The organism is Kribbella sp. NPDC020701, from assembly GCF_055562215.1.
The window spans coordinates 291,118-307,639 of record NZ_JBVHFT010000005.1 but is presented as its reverse complement, the minus strand read 5'-3'; the positions used below and the strand labels follow the sequence as shown (position 1 = coordinate 307,639).

Below are 16,522 nucleotides of genomic sequence, written 5' to 3'. Positions count from 1 at the left end.
GGTTCCTCCTTCGGTTGTTTCGAAGGTAGGAATTCCGGCCCTGGTGCCGCGTCGGCGAAATCACCCAACCGCGGGCGCTGGGTGAATGGGTACGTCAGACCAGCTTGTGCTCGAAGCCATACGCCGTCGCCGCGGACCGGGACGACACACCCAGCTTGGTGAAGATGTTGCTCACGTGCCGGTCGACGGTCCGTTCACTCAGCACCAACTGGGCCGCGATCGCTCGGTTCGTGGCCCCGGTGGCGACGAGCCGTAGTACTTCGATCTCGCGGGGTGAGAGCAGCCGGTCCGTGGGCTCGGTGTACGCACCCAGCTTCTCGAAGATCACCCGCGCGGTGGTGGTTTCCCGGTCCGCGGATTCGTCGTCCCCGAGCGCCCGGCACGCGTCCGCGATCAGCAGCCGGGTGCGCCCCTCCTGGTACGGCGCTCGCAGCTCGACCCACTTCCGGAGCGCGGACCGCGCGGGTGTCAGCGCGGCATCCGGCCGGTGATCGGCGAGCAGGACCATGGCCTGCGCCTGCGCACTCGACGCCTGTACCAGCGTGGTCCGGCACTTGTCCGCGAGGACGCGCAGCCCCGAGGCGGCCTCGTCGGCCGACTCGGTGTCGCCCACCGCCACCAGGATCTCCGTAGCGGCCAGGTGCAGCTCCACGCGTTTCGCGTCGTCTTGTGCTTCGGCCAGCCGACGCTTGATCATCGCCGCAGCTGCCTGAGTGCTGCCTTGCGCAAGCCGCAACATGGCCAGCCCGGGCTGCGGGTCGTACCCGAGTTCGCTCGCCTCGGCGAAGCTCTCTTCGGCCGAGTCGAACCGTCCCTGCAGCCGGTCGAGCTCCCCGCGTACGTACGCCGCACATCCCGCTGCCCACGCGTCGACATCCGCTGGGCTGACCGCGGCCAGGTCGGCGCGGGCGTCGGTCCAGGCACCACGCAGTTGCTTGAGCTCTGCCCGCCGTACCTTGCACTCGCCGGTGAAGTTGCCCAGGTCCGGCTGGGAGTCGCACCACCGCGCCATCGCGGCGGTCCACTCCTCAGCGCGCCGCATCTCGTACGCCGTCCAGCAGCCGAGGATCGCGCCGCAGTACACGATCCCGGTCACCATCGGCGAGAGCGAACCCGACGACAGCTCGACCATGGCCTCGTCGAGCTTCGCCAAGCCCTCGGGCACCAGTCCGGCCTCGAGAAGGAACAGCCCCTGCTGGTGCAGCGCCAGCCCGACCAGATCCTTGCTACCAAGCCGATGCCCCGCTGCGACTGCCTCAGCACTGATCGCTACCGACTGCTCCGGGCTAGCGGCGGCGAAGGCCTGACCCATCCGCAAGAAGGCGGCCGGTACCGAGTCCGTCCCGTCCTCCTCGACCAGCCGGGCCGCCCGGGCCAGCCAGCCACCGGCGATCGCCACCTCGCCGGCAAACATCCGCTGCATCCCGGTCCACTGCGCCGCCGCGGCCGCACCAAGCAGATCACCTCGCTGGAGCAGCTCGTCGTACGCCCGCTCCCGGATGGCGTGATAGTCCTCCATCCGCCCCAACAACATGGCGACAACGGCGTACCGGTCGAGGTCCTCGGCAGTCAGACCATCGGCAGCACTGAACAACTCATAAGCCCGCCCCCAGGCCCGCTCCTCATAAGCCTCTCTAGCTTCAGCAACCCCCATCCGACCAGTATCAGCCCCATTTCGACCGCCATGCTCGATCGGGGTCCGGTAAGACTTTGGGCATGACTCCGCGACTAACCCTTGCCTCGCTCAACACACGGGGCATCCCGCTGGTCGGGTCACGACTGGGCGAGAGGTACACAGCGATCGCCGACGCCTTCGAAGCATCCGAGGTGGACGTGGTGAACTTCCAAGAGGTCTTCACCTACTACCACCTCCGCCAGTTGGTCCGCTCGATGCCGTCGTACCCCTCCATCAGCTTCAGACGCTCGGCGGCCGGTCCTGCGGGCGGACTGGTGACCATGGCACGGAGGCCGGTTTCACAGACCTCGTACCGACGCTTTCCGGTCCCGTCGGCCACCGAGACGGCCGGCCTGCCACGACTGGCCTGGCTGATGACCTCGTTGAAGGGATCACTGGTGACGAGACTGGACGGGATCACCATCGTGAACACTCACCTGCTGGCGAATCACGACGGCGACTGGTCTCCGCAGAACCGCTTCTACCCCGTCCAGCAAAGCCAACTGGCAGCACTCGCCCAGTACGTCGCCGCGGTCCCACAGCCGGCCATCCTCTCTGGCGACTTCAACATCGCTCGTGACAGTTCGCTCTACAGCGACTTCATCTGCGACACCGGGCTGGTCGACGCGTTCGGCAACGACTGTCCGCCGACCTTCCACGCCGCGTACCTCGGGCCTGACAAGACATCACACTGCATCGACTTCCTGCTGCTCTCGGACCCCTCGATCACCGTGGAAGCCGCCGAACTCACCTTCACCGACCACCGACCGATGCCGGCCGGTCCGGGATACGTGACCGACCATCTGGGGCTGCAGGTGCGGGTCGTGGTGTGATGCGTGCCTGTCCCGGATGTGTGGGAGCCACGTCCCGGATGCGAGGTGGGAGCAGGTCCCCTGGCTGACGGGAAACCGCGACGGCGACCGTCGGGTTATGACAACCACTACTGCGTTTCCCCCGCGTCAACGACGCAGGGTTCGTACGGCGCGGTTGCGCCATATCACTGTCAGCACGCGACTCATCACAGTCCTCGCCGACCGACCCGCCTTGTATCACGGCGGCGCGTTTGCCACTCCTCCAAGGAAGGGGTCGGAGGCATCGTGGAGAGCAAGCAGACCGAGATGACGGTGAATCACTCGCGCCCGGCAGCTGAGCCCCACACCCTGTTCTGGGGCATGGGATCGGGGACAATCGCCGTTGGCGTCTTCACCATCGTGCGGGGCGTCGGCCGCGTCCTCGACTCCATGGAGTTGCCGAATCAATTCGAGGGAACCGGCCCGGAGGCCACTGCCGACACCGCCAGCACCGTTAGCTGGGGTGCGGTCATTCTCACAGTGGGTGCGTATCTGTGGCGCGCAGGGAGACGGAGTGGCCTCCGCGATCGGGCTGGACGGGTCCTGATCATCGCCGGCTACGTGCTGATTGGCATTGCGATGAGCGAGTCGATCCACCTCGCGGTCGACATCTGGGCAGTGACAACCGATGCACAGGGAGACGCTCTGACCTCCACCATCATCAAGACGTTCCTGGGGTGGGGCGTGCCAGGTGCCATCCTCGTCAAGGTCGGATGCTCCCGTCGGCTGGCCAACGAGGAGATCATCATGACGGTCGAGGGCAGAGTCTCCTGAGCAACCGACAGACATCGCATCCCAGAGACAAGACGAAGGCCCGGAACTGATGGTCCGGGCCTTCTTTGTGTCGGGGGAGATCCGTCGTACGGCTCCGACGTTGCGTCGTTTAGCGCAGTGGCCTGAATGCGGCTCGCACTTCGGCGGCGAGGACCTCTGGCTCCTCCCAGGCAGCGAAGTGGCCGCCCCGGTCGACCTCGTTGAAGTAGGCGAGGCCGGGGTAGACCGTCTCGGCCCAGCTGCGCGGGGCGGCCCAGATCTCGCCGGGGAACGTCGAGAAGCCGACGGGAACCCTGACCGGCGGAGGAGCCTCCCCGGACGCACCGGCCGCGGCCAGGAACCGTCCGAACTCCCAGTACCACCGAGCGGCCGAAGCGCCGGTACCCGTCAGCCAGTACAGCGTGATGTTGTCGACGATGCTGTCCCGAGTGAGATTGCCGACCGGCTCGCCGTCGACGAACGCGCGGGAGATCTTGTAGTAGCTGTCCGTGTCATGGTCGAGCATCCAGGCCGCCAGCCCGACGGGTGAGTCCAGCAGGGAGTAGCCGATGGTCTGCGGTCGGGTGGACTGCTCCAGGAAGTAGCCGAAGCCATCGTGGGTGAACGTCGCGAGCGCCTCGTGCGCCGCGCGCTCCTCCTTGGATTCCTTAGGCAGTAGATCGACGATGCCCAACGCCGTCGCGAGCAGGTTGACGTGGATCCCGACCAGCCCTTCGGGCGCCTGACGGCCCATCGCGTCCGTGACTGCCGCACCCACGTCGCCACCCTGGGCGACGTAGCGCGTGTAGCCGAGGCGGTTCATCAGCTCCGCCCACGCCTGTGCGATCCGGCCGTTCTCCCAGCCGAGCTCGGTGGGCTGGCCGGAGAAGCCGTAGCCGGGCAACGACGGCAGTACCAGGTGGAATGCGTCCTCTTCGTTGCCGCCGTGAGCTGTCGGGTCGGTGAGTGGGCCGACACTGTCGAGCAGTTCGACGACAGAGCCCGGCCAGCCATGGGTCATGATCAGCGGCATTGCGTTCTCATGCCGCGACCTGACGTGGATGAAGTGGATGTCGACCCCGTCGATCTCAGTGGTGAACTGAGGTAGCGCGTTCAGTCTCGCCTCGCACTTGCGCCAGTCGTACTCGCTGGTCCAGTACCGGGCGAGTTCCTGCAGCGTCGCCAGCTGCACGCCCTGCGATCTGTCCGGGGCGAGTTCCTTGGTGGGCCAGCGCGTCGCCGCTACCCGCCGGCGCAAGTCGTCGAGCTGCTCCTGCGGAATCTCGATGTGGAACGACGGAATCAGGGTCGTGGTGTCGATGGTGGTGCTCATGACGCCTCCTTGGCGCGGCGACCCGGGCAGCACGAATCCAGGCCGCAAGGTGTTGGGGGATCTCGTTCGCGAGATCTGATGCGGTGGGTGACACCACCGACCCTGCTCTTCCCACCCGCAGGTCGCGCCCGTCGATTTCCCTGGTTTGCTCCCGGGTCTCCCTGCCGCCGATCATCCCCGGCCGCAAGTGAGTGGCCCCCTGAAGCAAAACGAAGGCCCGGACCTGATGGTCCGGGCCTTCTTCCGTAGCGGGGGCAGGATTTGAACCTGCGACCTCTGGGTTATGAGCCCAGCGAGCTACCGAGCTGCTCCACCCCGCGTCGTTGTGTCTTTAGTTTAGAGGATCTGGGCTGAGCAACCAAATCGGCTCCCGGTGTGGCTCCGGCACGGCCCCAGGACAACTCCGCGACGGCTGCGGGACGGCTGCGGGACGGTGAAAACCCGTGTCACCGGCGGGGCGAGCGGCGTACCGTCCGAGTATGTCCAGACACGACATCCGGCCGTTCGAGGAGGCGGATCTGCCCGCGGCCGCCAGTCTGCTTGCGCAGCGACACAAGGAGCACCGCAAGCGCCACCCTCTGCTTCCGGCCGACTATGAGGACGATCAGCTCGCCCTGGTCGAGGTGACCGCCGTGTGGGAGAGCGAGAGCGCCTCCGGTGCGGTGCTGACCGAGGGCGGTGAGGTGACCGGCTATTTGCTGGCCGCACCCAAGCCGTCGCCCGTGTGGGGTCCGAACATCTGGGTGGAGTCCGCCGGCCACGCCGTACGTGAGCCTGAACACATCCGCGACCTCTACGCCGCCGCAGCCACCAAATGGGTCGACGACGGCCGTATTGCGCACTACGTGCTGGTGCCGGACGACGCCGAGCTGATCGACGCGTGGTTCCGGCTGGGGTTCGGCTCGCAGCATGCTCACGCGATCCGGCCTGCGCCGAGTGCGCCGGTCTCTCCGCCATCCGATCTCGTCGTACGCCGTGCGGTCCGCGACGACATCGCCGTACTCGCGGAACTGGACCTGGCACTGCCGCAGCACCAAGGGCTGTCACCGGTGTTCTCTGCAGGGGAGATCCCCAGTCTGGAGGAGGCACTGGCCGATTGGGACGAGTCGATCGACGACCAGGACTATGCGACGTTCGTTGCCGAGTACAACGGTCAGGTGATCGGGTCGTCGATCGGGTGTTCTCTGGAGAAGTCGAGCTCGCACAGTGGCTTGGCCCGACCGGACAACGCCGGCTTCCTCGGGTTTGCCGCGGTACTGCCCTCGGCTCGGGGGCGAGGGGCTGGGCGGGCGCTGGGTGAGGCCGTTCTGCAGTGGTCGGCGGACACCGGGTACACGTCCGTGGTGACGGACTGGCGGGTGACGAACCTGCTGTCGTCGCGGGCGTGGCCGAAGCTCGGGTTCCAGCAGACGTTCCATCGGTTGCACCGGCTGATCGGGTACTGAGCGAGCGGTTGTCCACAGGTTCGAATTCGTCGGCCAGCGGACGGGGTGATCGCTGCATCTTCTTGGGCAAGAAGGCGTCTCGCAGCAGGCGAGGCGTCACGGTTCCCAGGAGGCAGCCATGTCGCGTTCGTCCCTTCGTTCCCGAGTCGTGCCGTCGACCCGTCGTATCGTGATCGGGAGCGCCGTCGTCCTCGCCTCACTCGGCGCCTTGACGGCCACCTCGGCCGCGGCGAGCGAGCCCGGGCCGCGCTCGGGGTTCTCCGTGGCACCTCCATCGACCGAGCAAAGGGCATGCACCTTGGACGGCTTCGTGATCGACCATCTCCCCGAGGGCATCGGTGTGCCGAGCGACTTCGAGTACGAGTGGGAGGACGTGAGCTTCCACAGCCGGGTCTGGGAGACCGGCCCGGATCCGGAGGGGGCGTACAAGGTCGATCTGACCGTCAAAACGCTCCGCGCCGAGAAGCTCACCGATCTCGAGGCACTGAAGGCGTTCCTGATCGAGTACGAGGAGAAGGACCCGGACAACTGGGAGCTGACCCCGGTCAAAGTCGGCGGTTACGACGGGCTGTTCACGGGGGACGAGGTGTTCTACTTCGTCTCGCCAGGAGTGGCGGCCGAGGTGACGATCGACCACGACCGCTTCACCGACGAGGACGTCCTCGACACCGCTGCCGGCTTCCGCCCGGAGACCACCACCTGATGCCGTAGGCAACCAGTCGTCCCCGGTGCTGGGGCAACAGAACGGGGCGGCGACGCCGACTGGTGTCGGTGTCGCCGCCCCGGGATCCGGCCTGCGGATCAGCCTGACGGTGAAGTCGGAGGCGTTGACGGCGGTGCCGGCGTGCCGGACGGCGTCGTTGTCGGTGTACCCGACGGAGTCGGCGTGGTCGGCGTCGGCGTGGTCGGCGTCGGCGTGGCTCCGGCTGACACCGCCCTATCGATCGCCGCCTTCATGTTGTTGACCTGGGTCTGGTATTCGGCCAAGTTGCCCGCCTTCAGGGCCGCCTGGGCCGCCGTGTACGCAGCTTGTGCCTCGGCGAGCGCCTGCTTGACCGTCTGGTTCACCGGGGTGGTCGGCGGCTTCGTACCGCCCGGCTGCTCACCGGTGTCGACGCTGGTGTTGAACACCTTGTTCAACGCTTCGGTCAGCGTGGAGCCGAAGGCGACCCGATCACCGAAGGAAACCAGTACATACCGGAGGACCGGATAACTACCAGGCCCACTGGTCCGGACCGAATACACCGGCTGGACGTAGAGCAGACCACCGCCGAGTGGCAGCGTCAGCAGGTTGCCGAACTGGGCTCTGGCGCCGCTGGTCGGCTGGTTGATCGGCAACAGCGCCGTTCTGATGCCGTCGTCGGTCTGGAACTTGTTGAAGACCTGTCCTGGACCGGGTATCTGCAGGTTCCCCGGCAATCGGAGGATCCGGAACTGGCCATAGTCCGGCGACGAAGCCTCGGAGTCGACGGCCATGAACGCAGTCAGGTTCTCGCGTTCGGCGTTCGGCACGTACACCGACGTCAGGGAGAACTTCGGATCGGTCTGACCGGGCATCCGCAACGAGAGATAGAAGGGAGGTTGTTTGATTTGAGTCGACGAGTCACTGCCGGACGACACCGCGGTGGGGTCGGCCGGGACGCGCCACAGGTCGCTGTTCTGGTACCAGGTGCCGGCATCCGTCACGTGGTACTTGGCCAGCAGGTCGCGCTGGACCTTGAACATGTCCTCCGGGTAGCGCAGGTGGGACATCAGCGCCGGCGAGATGTCCGCCCGCGGCTTCACCGTGTTGGGGAACGCCTTCATCCAGGTCTTCAGCACCGGGTCGCTCTCGTCCCAGGCGTACAGCTCGACCGATCCGTCGTACGCGTTGACGACGGCCTTGACCGAGTTGCGGATGTAGTTGATCTGCTCGCTCGGCTGCTGCGCGATGGTCCCGCGGCCGGTGGTGGTGTCCCGGGTGCTGTCGTCCAGGGCGACCTTCTCGGAGTACGGGTAGTTCGCCGAGGTGGTGTAGCCGTCGACGATCCAGACGACCTGGCCGTCGACGATCGCCGGGTACGGGTCGCCGTCCGGCGTCAGCCACGGAGCGGCCTTCTCGACCCGCTCGCGCGGGCTGCGGTCGTAGAGGATCTTCGAGTCGGTGTTCACCCGGCTGGACAGCAGGATGTTCGCGTCCCGGAACTTGGTTCCGTAGAGCAACCGGTTGAAGAAGTTCCCGACCGGGACACCGCCGGTGCCCTGGTAGGTGTTCAGCGTCGGGTCGCCGCCGCTCTTGCCTTCCGGGGTGTCGAGCTCGACCGCCTGGCCACCCTTCGCTCCGCCGACTATCGAATAGTCCGGAGACTGCTCGCCGAAGTAGATGCGCGGTTCGTAGTCACCCAGCTGGCCGGTGGGAGGCAGATCCTTCTCCGACCACACCGGCGTACCGTCGGCGGCGCGCTGGTTGCCGTTGGCGGCGACGACGCCATAGCCGTGGGTGTAGACGGTGTGGTCGTTGTTCCAGTTGCGCTGACCGGCCGGCAGGCGGTCGACCTGCACCTCGCGGACCGCGATCACGGTGTCGTTGGTCTTGTCGCCGATCTTGTACCGGTCGACGTCGAGATCAGTCGGGAAGGAGTAGAAACCACGGACCTGCTGCAACTGTTCGAACGTCGGGCCGACCACGGTCGGGTCGATCAGCCGGATACCCGGCAGCACCTCGGTGTCCGCGAGCAGCTCGGACGGCTTGGCCGTCGTGGTCGCCGCATAGTTGATGACCTGCGTCTTCTCCAGCCCGTAGGCCTGCCGCGTCGCCTCGATGTTCTTGGTGATGTACGGCGCCTCACGCACCGGCTCGCTCGGACGGACGCGCAACTGCTGCAGCGCGGCCGGCCACAGCGCGCCGAGCAGGATCGCCGACAGGATCAGCACGACCGTGCCGACACCGGGCAGCAACCAGGTCCGGCGGACCACGTTGGCGAAGAAGAGGCCGGCACACAGCACCGCGATGACAGCAAGGATCTCCTTGCTCGGCAGGACGGCGTTGTCACCGGTATAAGAGATACCGGTGAACAGCCTGCCGTCCGACGTCGTCAGGCCGAAGCGGTCCAGCCAGTAGCTGAAGGCCTTGAGCAGGACGAGCAGACCGAGCAGCACCGAGAACTGCACCTGCGCCGCGCCGGAGGCCTTCTGCCCCTTCGCGGACGGGCGGAAGCCGCCGTACAGATAGTGGGTGATGATCGCGGCGACCAGCGAGAGCAGCACGATCGAGTAGCCGAAGCCGAGCAGCACGCGCAGCCACGGGTAGTCGAAGACGAAGAACGAGATGTCCTTGTTGAAGTGCTTGTCGGTGACACCGAACGGTGTCCGGTTCCGCCAGGCCAGGAAGACCTTCCACTCCCCCGACGCGGCCGAGCCGCCGAACACCAGCATCAGGGCCGCGACCACGCCGATGGCGATCTTGCCGCGCTGCTGGAGCAGGTCGCCGTACCGCTCGAAGCCCGGGCTGGGCGACGGCGCGAGAGCGACCCGCGGGCGGGTGCGGAAGGCGATCACGATGTTCGCGACGACCGCGGCCGCCATCAGCAGGCCGACCACCAGGAACAGCAGCACCCGGGTTCCGAGCACGGTGCTGAACACGGAACCGAGGTCCACCGAGCGGTACCAGAGCCGCTGAGTCCAGACATCGGTGAAGACGCTGAACAGGATCAGCAGGACGATCAGGGTCGCGATCGTCGGCAGCAAGGCCCGGGGACGTCCGCCGGATGTTCGCCGCGGGCGCCGCGGCTCCTCCGGCATGTCGTAGACGCCGTCACTCATGGTCGTTCTCCTCGTCGTCGCTCATGCCGTCGACCCCAGGACCGCCGCCCGGCCGGCTGCCGAGAGAAGGTTCGAATGTCAAAGACAGTACTTCGCACAGCGTGGGGACCAAGTCCGTGCCGGTCAGCACGGCGCTGTCCTCGTCATGGGAACGCAGTCGGACGGCACCGAACCGGTCGCCTTCGCGGAGCACCGCGGCGACCATCCGGACCTCGTGGCGGCGCGGGTCACTGCCGGCCATCCGGGCGAGTTCGGCGTCCGATTCGACGCTCGACAGGCCAGCCTCGGTCGAGGCAGGAAGCACGATCCGTTCGATCGCGAGCGCGCATCCGGTGACGCCGTTGGGCCATTCGATCTGCGCCAGCGCATCGGCCAGGTGTTCGTCCTCGAGGCCGCCGGGCAGCTCGCCCTGGGCGACCGGAGTCAGAGGCTGGGAGGCGTCGTCAGCGCCGAGCTGCGCAGCCAGCTGGGGCTCGGCGCGGAGCAGCTCCTCGGTGGGGACCAGCGCGAACAGCTGCGCGGGCTGGTCCCAGCCCGCGCCGCTCACGTGCTTCTCGATCTCGATCACCGCGCGACTGAGCGCGTCAGGAGGCAGAGTGCCTACGGAGTCCATGCCGACAGACCTCCCCTTTGGCTGGCCGATGCGTACGGGTGGTTCACGGTGTGCATGCCGGGACATCTCCCTTTCCGCCGGCGATCGCCGTCAGGGCACTGATCGCCTCGCTCAGGGTGGTGATCTTCACCAACCGGATGTCCTTTACGCCGGCGTGCAACGCCGCCGCGCAGTTCGGGCCTGGGACCAGGAACACCGTGGCCCCGTCGTTCTTGGCGCCGGCGATCTTCTGCTGGATGCCGCCGATCGCTCCGACCTGGCCGAGCGCGTCGATCGTTCCGGTGCCGGCGACGTGCTTGCCGTCCAGCAGGGGGCCTGGTGTCAGCTTGTCGTAGATAGCCAGCGCGAACGCCGTGCCAGCGCTCGGGCCGCCGATGTCCTGGCCGAGGTTGACCGTCACCTTGACCGGCGAGTCGACGCCGATGCTGATACCGACCATCGGGCGGGTGGCCTCGCCGGGTGTCGCCGCGGTCTTCAGTTGCACGGTCTGCTCGGTGCCGCCGCGCCGGATCAGGAAGACGACGTTCTCGCCGACCTTGTGCTTGCGAACGAGGTCGCCGACCTGCGGGACCTGGGTGACCGTCTGTCCGTCGACGGCCAGCACGATGTCGCCGGCCTTCAGCTTGCCGTCCGCCGGAGTGTCCTTCGCCACCGTCGAGACCTTCGCGTGGAACGGGACCTTGGCCGCCTGCAGAGCGGCCGCGATCGCACTGTCCTGCGAGCCGGTCATCTCGGCGGTGTTCTGCTGCTCGACCTCGTCGGCACTCTGGTCCGGCGGATAGATGATGTCGCGCGGGAACAGGTCGTGATGCGGGTCGAACCAGTTCCGCATCGCCTGCGGGAGCGTCAGTTCACGGTCCGGCGAGGTGACCGACACCGTGGTCAGGTCGAGCTGACCGGTCGTCGGGAAGGTCTCGTGACCGGTGATCTCGATGACCGGCTTGTTCTTCGTCGTGCCCAGGGTGTCCTTGACCGGCCCGGGGCTGAACGAGACGAACGGCACCGGGAAGGCGGTGAGCAGGCCGAGCGAGATGACCAGCACGACGATCGAAGTGACCAATGTGGCGGTACGACGTGTCACGAACCCTGCCCTGCGATCTTGGTGGAACCGAACATCTCGGCCGGACCGAGCTTCCTGGCGAGTGCCTTTGCCGGGTCCAACGTCCCAGCACCCGGATCCGTCCCCGAGCCGTCGGCGGCCGGAGCGGCCCGGTCGTCGGACTTGTGGATGCCAGCCGCACTCGAAACGGTCGTGGCGGTGCGGCGACCGAAGCCGCGGCGGCGTTCCCGGGTGGCGCTGGGGCCGGGTGCGGCGAGCGCTTCATTGAAACGGCGGAAGTCCTCGACCGAGGCGAAGGCACCACCGGATCGGCGCGGACCACGGCTCCGCCCGCGCCACGCCGCCCAGCACATCGCCAGCAGCGTGGCGACCAGCGGGAACGCCAGCCACGCCAAAACCTTCATCCGGCCACCTTCATGCGCCCAGCGTACGGGTCAGTGAGCGCCGACCCACTCGCTGGCACCGTCGGTGAAGTGCTGGTGTTTCCAAATCGGGACCTCGGCCTTGAGATCGTCGATCAGCCGGCGGCAGGCGGCGAACGCGACGTCACGGTGCGAGGCGGCCACCGCCACGATCACGGCGGCATCCCCGATCTTCAGGTCTCCGGTCCGGTGGACGGCGGCCAGCGCGGTCACCCCGGGATCGTCGCAAATACGCTGCGCCACCTTCCGCAGGTGCTCCAGGGCGTCCGGGTGCGCCTCGTAACTGAGCCGATCAACCGGCTTGGCCTGGTCGTGGTTGCGCACCGTGCCAATGAAGAGAGCGGTCCCACCGGCGGTCGGGTCGGCGACAGCAGCCAGCACCTCATCGCTGGACAGCACGTCCTCCCGGATCTCCAGGAGCCTGATCGTGTCGCTCATCCGTCCCTCATTCCCAGCACGCGCCGACTCTCGTCCACCTGCCTCGAACCGTCCCCCATCCACTCGATTCTCCCTCCGATCCCCCTCAAACCGCACATCCCCTCCTCTTTCCGCCCGACTCGACCGTGGATTGCGGCGTACCCGAAGCTGCTTTCCGTGGCGTGTTGCGCACCCCGCGAGACTGTTGCCTCGCTCACCTACCCGCGATCTGCGCCGCCTGTGAGCGGGCGGTGGGTCTGCCCGAGGCGAACTGGAACGGTAAAGCGTTCGCCCGGGGAGGAACCGGTGGGTGGAACCAGTACGTTGGAGTTGTACGCCCCACCGCACAGGAAGGCCCACTCCGATGAGCGACGAACCGGACAACCCGTTCAAGGGAACTCCGTTCGAGGCCATGTTCCAGCAGTTCTCCGGTGCGGCCGGCGCGGGCGGCACCCCGGACCTGAACGCGATCTTCGCCCAGGTCCAGCAGCTGCTCAGCGGTTCCACCGACGGCAAGCCGGTGAACTGGGACCTGGCCAAGGACATCGCCCGCAAGACGGTCTCCGCCGCCGGAGACCGCTCCATCACGTCTGCCGACACCGATCGGGTATCGGACGCCGTCCGGCTGGCCGAGCACTGGCTCGACGAGTCGACCACGCTGCCCGAGGTGTCCGCCACCTCCGCGGCCTGGAGCCGGGCCGAGTGGGTCGAGAACACGCTGCCCGTGTGGCAGACGATCGTCGACCCGGTCGCTGAGCACGTCGCCGGCGCGATGGGCAATGCCCTCCCGGCCGAGGCTCAGCAGTTCGCCGGCCCCATGGCCGGCATGCTGCGGCAGCTGGGCGGGTCCGTCTTCGGTGCGCAGGTCGGTCAGGCGCTGGGTGAGCTCGCCGGTGAGGTCGTGAGCTCGTCCGACATCGGCCTGCCGCTCGGACCGACGGGTCAGGCGATCCTGCTCCCGGACAATGTCGCCAAGTTCGCCGAGGGTCTTGGCGTGACCGACGAGGACGTGCGGCTCTACCTGGCCCTGCGTGAGGTGGCCCACCAGCGCCTGTATGCGGGCGTGCCGTGGCTGAAGCAGCACGTGCTGGCCGCGATCGCCGACTACGCCGCCGGGATCGAGGTGGACACCGGCAAGATCGAGCGCGCGATGGCCGACATCGATCCGCAGAACCCGGAGGCGATGCAAGAGGCACTCGCGGGCGGCCTGTTCGAGCCCGAGGACTCGGAGCAGCAGAAGGCAGCGCTGGTCCGGCTCGAGACCGCCCTTGCGCTGGTCGAGGGCTGGGTGGACGACGTCGTACGGCAAGCCACCAAGGACCGGATGCCGTCCGCCGTCCAGCTTTCCGAGACGGTACGACGGCGCCGTGCGGCCGGCGGTCCGGCGGAGCAGACGTTCGCCACGCTTGTCGGACTCCAACTGCGGCCGCGCCGACTCCGCGACGCGGCGAACCTGTGGGCCGCAGTCCGCGACGCCCGAGGCCTGGAGGGCCGCGACGAGCTGTGGTCGCACCCCGACCTCCTCCCCAGCGCCTCCGACCTGGACGACCCCATCGGCTTCGCCCAACACGCCGGCGAACTGGCCGACATCGACATCACCGACTTCCTCCCCGACGAAGGCCCCGACAACCCCACCAAGTAACTCCCCTACCCACGCCCGCCCAGCCAAACTGCGGGGCGGGCTGTGGGACGCGGCGCATGGTGGAGACTTGGCGGATGCTTCATGACGATGCGGTAGCGACGTTGGAGGGCTGGGCTGCGCCCGATGCTGAGCAAGAGAAGCTGCGCGAGCACTACTTGCGGCATCTGGCACAGCACGCGGACGGCATGTGGCGAAGCAGCCGGCCCGAGCACATCACCGCGAGCGCGCTGCTCGTCGACGCGACGGGCACCCGAGCACTACTCACTCTGCACAAAACAGTCGGCTGCTGGCTCCAACTCGGCGGCCACTGCGAGCCCGGCGACACCACCCTCGGCGGCGCCGCCCTTCGCGAATCCACCGAGGAGTCGGGCCTCGACCACCTGACGATCGACCCGTCCCCACTTCTACTCTCCCGCCACCAAATCCTCGCCGGCGGCTGCGCGGGCACCTTCCACCTGGACGTCCAGTTCCTGGTCACCGCCACAGCAGGCACGGAGTACACCGCCAGCGAGGAATCCCACGACCTCGCTTGGTATCCAATCGACGCCCTACCACCCGACACAGACACCACCGTCCGGCAATTGGCGAACAGAGCCCGCCACCACCTCACCACCACTCCCCGCTTAGGCAACTGACGGAGCACCCCAGCACGTCATGTCCACTCCCCGGCCGGTTAGCCGACGGAGCACGCGACCACGTTGTGCGTGAAGTACTGAGGCCGCGTGGCAGGATGCGGCGCGCCAGCCGTGTGGACCGGGGTCGCGGGAACCGCGGTCGAGGGCTGATCATCAACCCGGTGTCGCCAGTCGAGGCCGAGCTGTGGGCCGACTGATTCAGCCGGCCCACGTGCCTCTAAGACCCCCTACTCCCCCGCTCTACCCACAATCCCCAGCCGCACAGCCATCCCCACATGACCTGCCGCACAGCCGATCCCCTCGCACTACCCATCCCCGTGGAACCCCGTCGTACAGGCCATCCCCGTGAAGCCCTCGCTGTACTACCGATCCCCCATGCAATCCCCGTTGCACTACCGATCCCCCGTGGAACCCCCCGCATTACTGCTGATCCCCGTCGTACTGTTCATCCCCCGTGCGGTACAGCTGTCTCCTGCATGCCTTGCAGTATTGCTGTTTCCCCGTGGAACTGCGTATCCCCGTGTGGTGCCGCTGTGCGTGCCCGTGACCCCGGTCAGGTGGGGTTGGGCTGGCCGTCCCCCGGTTGTTGTCCGCGGGGCAACCCCTGGCGGGGGTGGGCTGGGCCGGGTACCGCCCCTGAACGGCATCGACGGTCAGTCCGAACTCCCCCCAGGAGTTTCCCGCTGCTTGGTGAACGAGCGGCGAGCAGGAAGGTGACGCCTCAGGCGCGACGAAGTATGGATCTTGTTGCGTCCCAGCCCTCGAGGCCAGGATCCAATCGCGCTATGTCACCGGCCGATCGCAGACGGTGCCAACCTGGGCCGATCGCGACCGCATGCCGGCGGGGTTTGCGGGACTCGAGTTCAGACAGCGCGGTGTCGAAGGTGGGGGCGACCTCTGCGACCCAATCGGCCGTTGGGCGATTGACGCCGATCGCCGCTAGCGAACCGTCCTCGGCGGGGGTGACGGCGATGTCCGCGGTGCTGAGTGCGCGGAAGAGTTTGCCGATGAGGAGTCCTGGCAGATCGGGTACGTCGTGGGAGACGGCGACTACTGCTGCGGCCGGGCCGGCGAGTTCCACCGCGTCGAGTACTGGTCGATTGGGGTCGACGGCGTAGACGGGAGTACCGGGCCAGGTCAGGTCACCAACCTCGGACAGCGTCGACTCCGAGCCGCCGGCAACGGCGACCGCCACGTCAACGCGATCCAGACCCGCCAGCACCTCATACGTATCCTCAGCCAACGCCAGCCGCCACGCCTCCGGGTCACGACCCGGCGGTGCCCACGTCCCCAGAGCAGGTACGACGAGCACCACCACCCGCCGATCCGACGCCGTCACAGCCGCGCGCTCGTCCTGGTCTGATGGGGTCACGCTGGTGTGCTTACGTCGTAGGTGGTTCGGGCTGTGTTGACTTCGGTCATGTGGGTTTCGGCCCAGGACTTGATGGCGGCGATCAGGGGCATGAGGGTCTGGCCTAGCGGCGTTAGTTCGTAGTCGACGCGGACTGGGACTGACGGCGTTACCGAGCGCGTGAGGAGGCCGTCGCGTTCGAGGGAGCGCAGGGTTTGGGTGAGCATCTTCTGGCTGACGCCTGCGATGCGGCGGGACAGGTCGGAGTATCGCTGGGGGCCGTCGGCTAGGGCGGTGAGGATGAGGGTCACCCATTTGTCGCTGATGCGGTCCAGCAGCTGCCGGGCTGGACAGGTCGCCAGGAACGCGTCGTACTCGCGGGCTGCGTCTTCCCGGAGTTGGGCGGCGGTGCGGGTGGCCATGACTCTCCTCGTCGTGCGATACGCACTTCCGAGTGCGTACTTCCCGCCAGAGAGTAACTCTCCGAAATTGGTGTCGCCAACAGGCGTCGAGCTAAGGAGAGA

Annotated in this window: 15 protein-coding genes and 1 tRNA gene; 6 read left to right on the top strand and 10 right to left on the bottom strand. The window is 67.4% G+C overall.

Annotation, left to right across the window (positions count from 1 at the left end; translation table 11 throughout):
• Positions 1-94 precede the first annotated feature (94 nt).
• The gene (locus ACZ3HV_RS14535) at positions 95-1,654 is read right to left on the bottom strand and encodes a LuxR C-terminal-related transcriptional regulator (protein WP_465684395.1); all 1,560 of its coding nucleotides are present in this window, start codon (positions 1,652-1,654) and stop codon (positions 95-97) included.
• Positions 1,655-1,716: 62 nt separating this feature from the next.
• On the opposite strand from ACZ3HV_RS14535, the gene ACZ3HV_RS14530 reads away from it, so the two are divergent.
• Together ACZ3HV_RS14530 and ACZ3HV_RS14525 are read left to right on the top strand one after the other, a co-directional pair.
• Entirely contained in the window at positions 1,717-2,508 is a 792-nt protein-coding gene (locus tag ACZ3HV_RS14530) for an endonuclease/exonuclease/phosphatase family protein (RefSeq protein WP_465684393.1), read from the top strand.
• A gap of 264 nt (positions 2,509-2,772) precedes the next feature.
• A complete protein-coding gene (locus ACZ3HV_RS14525) occupies positions 2,773-3,300 on the top strand; it encodes a hypothetical protein (protein WP_465684391.1) in 528 nt (175 codons plus the stop codon).
• A gap of 109 nt (positions 3,301-3,409) precedes the next feature.
• Here ACZ3HV_RS14525 and ACZ3HV_RS14520 read toward each other — a convergent pair whose 3' ends face one another.
• Entirely contained in the window at positions 3,410-4,612 is a 1,203-nt protein-coding gene (locus ACZ3HV_RS14520; RefSeq protein WP_465684389.1) for an epoxide hydrolase family protein, read from the bottom strand.
• A gap of 246 nt (positions 4,613-4,858) precedes the next feature.
• Positions 4,859-4,932, bottom strand: a tRNA-Met gene (locus ACZ3HV_RS14515).
• Between the two features lie 159 nt (positions 4,933-5,091).
• Here ACZ3HV_RS14515 and ACZ3HV_RS14510 point away from each other — a divergent pair.
• Both ACZ3HV_RS14510 and ACZ3HV_RS14505 read left to right on the top strand, forming a co-directional pair.
• Entirely contained in the window at positions 5,092-6,057 is a 966-nt protein-coding gene (locus ACZ3HV_RS14510) for a GNAT family N-acetyltransferase (RefSeq protein ID WP_465684387.1), read from the top strand.
• Positions 6,058-6,175: 118 nt separating this feature from the next.
• Positions 6,176-6,760, top strand: coding sequence for a hypothetical protein (locus tag ACZ3HV_RS14505; protein ID WP_465684385.1), 585 nt, complete (start codon positions 6,176-6,178; stop codon positions 6,758-6,760).
• Positions 6,761-6,858: 98 nt separating this feature from the next.
• On the opposite strand, the gene ACZ3HV_RS14500 is transcribed toward ACZ3HV_RS14505, so the two are convergent.
• The 5 genes from ACZ3HV_RS14500 to ACZ3HV_RS14480 are packed head-to-tail and all read right to left on the bottom strand — an operon-like array spanning position 6,859 to position 12,391.
• Positions 6,859-9,858: a UPF0182 family membrane protein gene (locus ACZ3HV_RS14500; protein ID WP_465684383.1), complete on the bottom strand. Its 3,000-nt coding sequence runs from the start codon at positions 9,856-9,858 to the stop codon at positions 6,859-6,861.
• Entirely contained in the window at positions 9,851-10,471 is a 621-nt protein-coding gene (locus tag ACZ3HV_RS14495) for a PPA1309 family protein (protein WP_465684381.1), read from the bottom strand. The genes ACZ3HV_RS14500 and ACZ3HV_RS14495 overlap by 8 nt, the downstream gene beginning before the upstream one ends.
• A 43-nt stretch (positions 10,472-10,514) precedes the next feature.
• Positions 10,515-11,552, bottom strand: a complete 1,038-nt coding sequence (locus ACZ3HV_RS14490; protein WP_465684379.1) for a YlbL family protein — start codon at positions 11,550-11,552, stop codon at positions 10,515-10,517.
• A complete protein-coding gene (locus ACZ3HV_RS14485; protein WP_465684377.1) occupies positions 11,549-11,935 on the bottom strand; it encodes a hypothetical protein in 387 nt (128 codons plus the stop codon). The genes ACZ3HV_RS14490 and ACZ3HV_RS14485 overlap by 4 nt, the downstream gene beginning before the upstream one ends.
• A 30-nt stretch (positions 11,936-11,965) precedes the next feature.
• A complete protein-coding gene (locus tag ACZ3HV_RS14480) occupies positions 11,966-12,391 on the bottom strand; it encodes a molybdenum cofactor biosynthesis protein MoaE (RefSeq protein WP_465684375.1) in 426 nt (141 codons plus the stop codon).
• A gap of 343 nt (positions 12,392-12,734) precedes the next feature.
• Between ACZ3HV_RS14480 and ACZ3HV_RS14475 the strand changes: the two genes are divergently transcribed.
• Positions 12,735-14,012: a zinc-dependent metalloprotease gene (locus ACZ3HV_RS14475; protein WP_465684373.1), complete on the top strand. Its 1,278-nt coding sequence runs from the start codon at positions 12,735-12,737 to the stop codon at positions 14,010-14,012.
• 74 nt (positions 14,013-14,086) lie between these two features.
• Complete coding sequence (locus ACZ3HV_RS14470; RefSeq protein ID WP_465684371.1) at positions 14,087-14,647, top strand: NUDIX hydrolase; 561 nt, start codon at positions 14,087-14,089, stop codon at positions 14,645-14,647.
• Positions 14,648-15,368: 721 nt separating this feature from the next.
• Here the strand turns inward: ACZ3HV_RS14470 and ACZ3HV_RS14465 are convergent.
• Both ACZ3HV_RS14465 and ACZ3HV_RS14460 read right to left on the bottom strand, forming a co-directional pair.
• Positions 15,369-16,019 (bottom strand): DUF2064 domain-containing protein, encoded by a 651-nt coding sequence (locus tag ACZ3HV_RS14465; RefSeq protein ID WP_465684369.1) that lies wholly within the window; start codon positions 16,017-16,019, stop codon positions 15,369-15,371.
• Complete coding sequence (locus tag ACZ3HV_RS14460; RefSeq protein WP_465684368.1) at positions 16,016-16,420, bottom strand: winged helix-turn-helix transcriptional regulator; 405 nt, start codon at positions 16,418-16,420, stop codon at positions 16,016-16,018. The genes ACZ3HV_RS14465 and ACZ3HV_RS14460 overlap by 4 nt, the downstream gene beginning before the upstream one ends.
• Between the last annotated feature and the right edge of the window lie 102 nt (positions 16,421-16,522).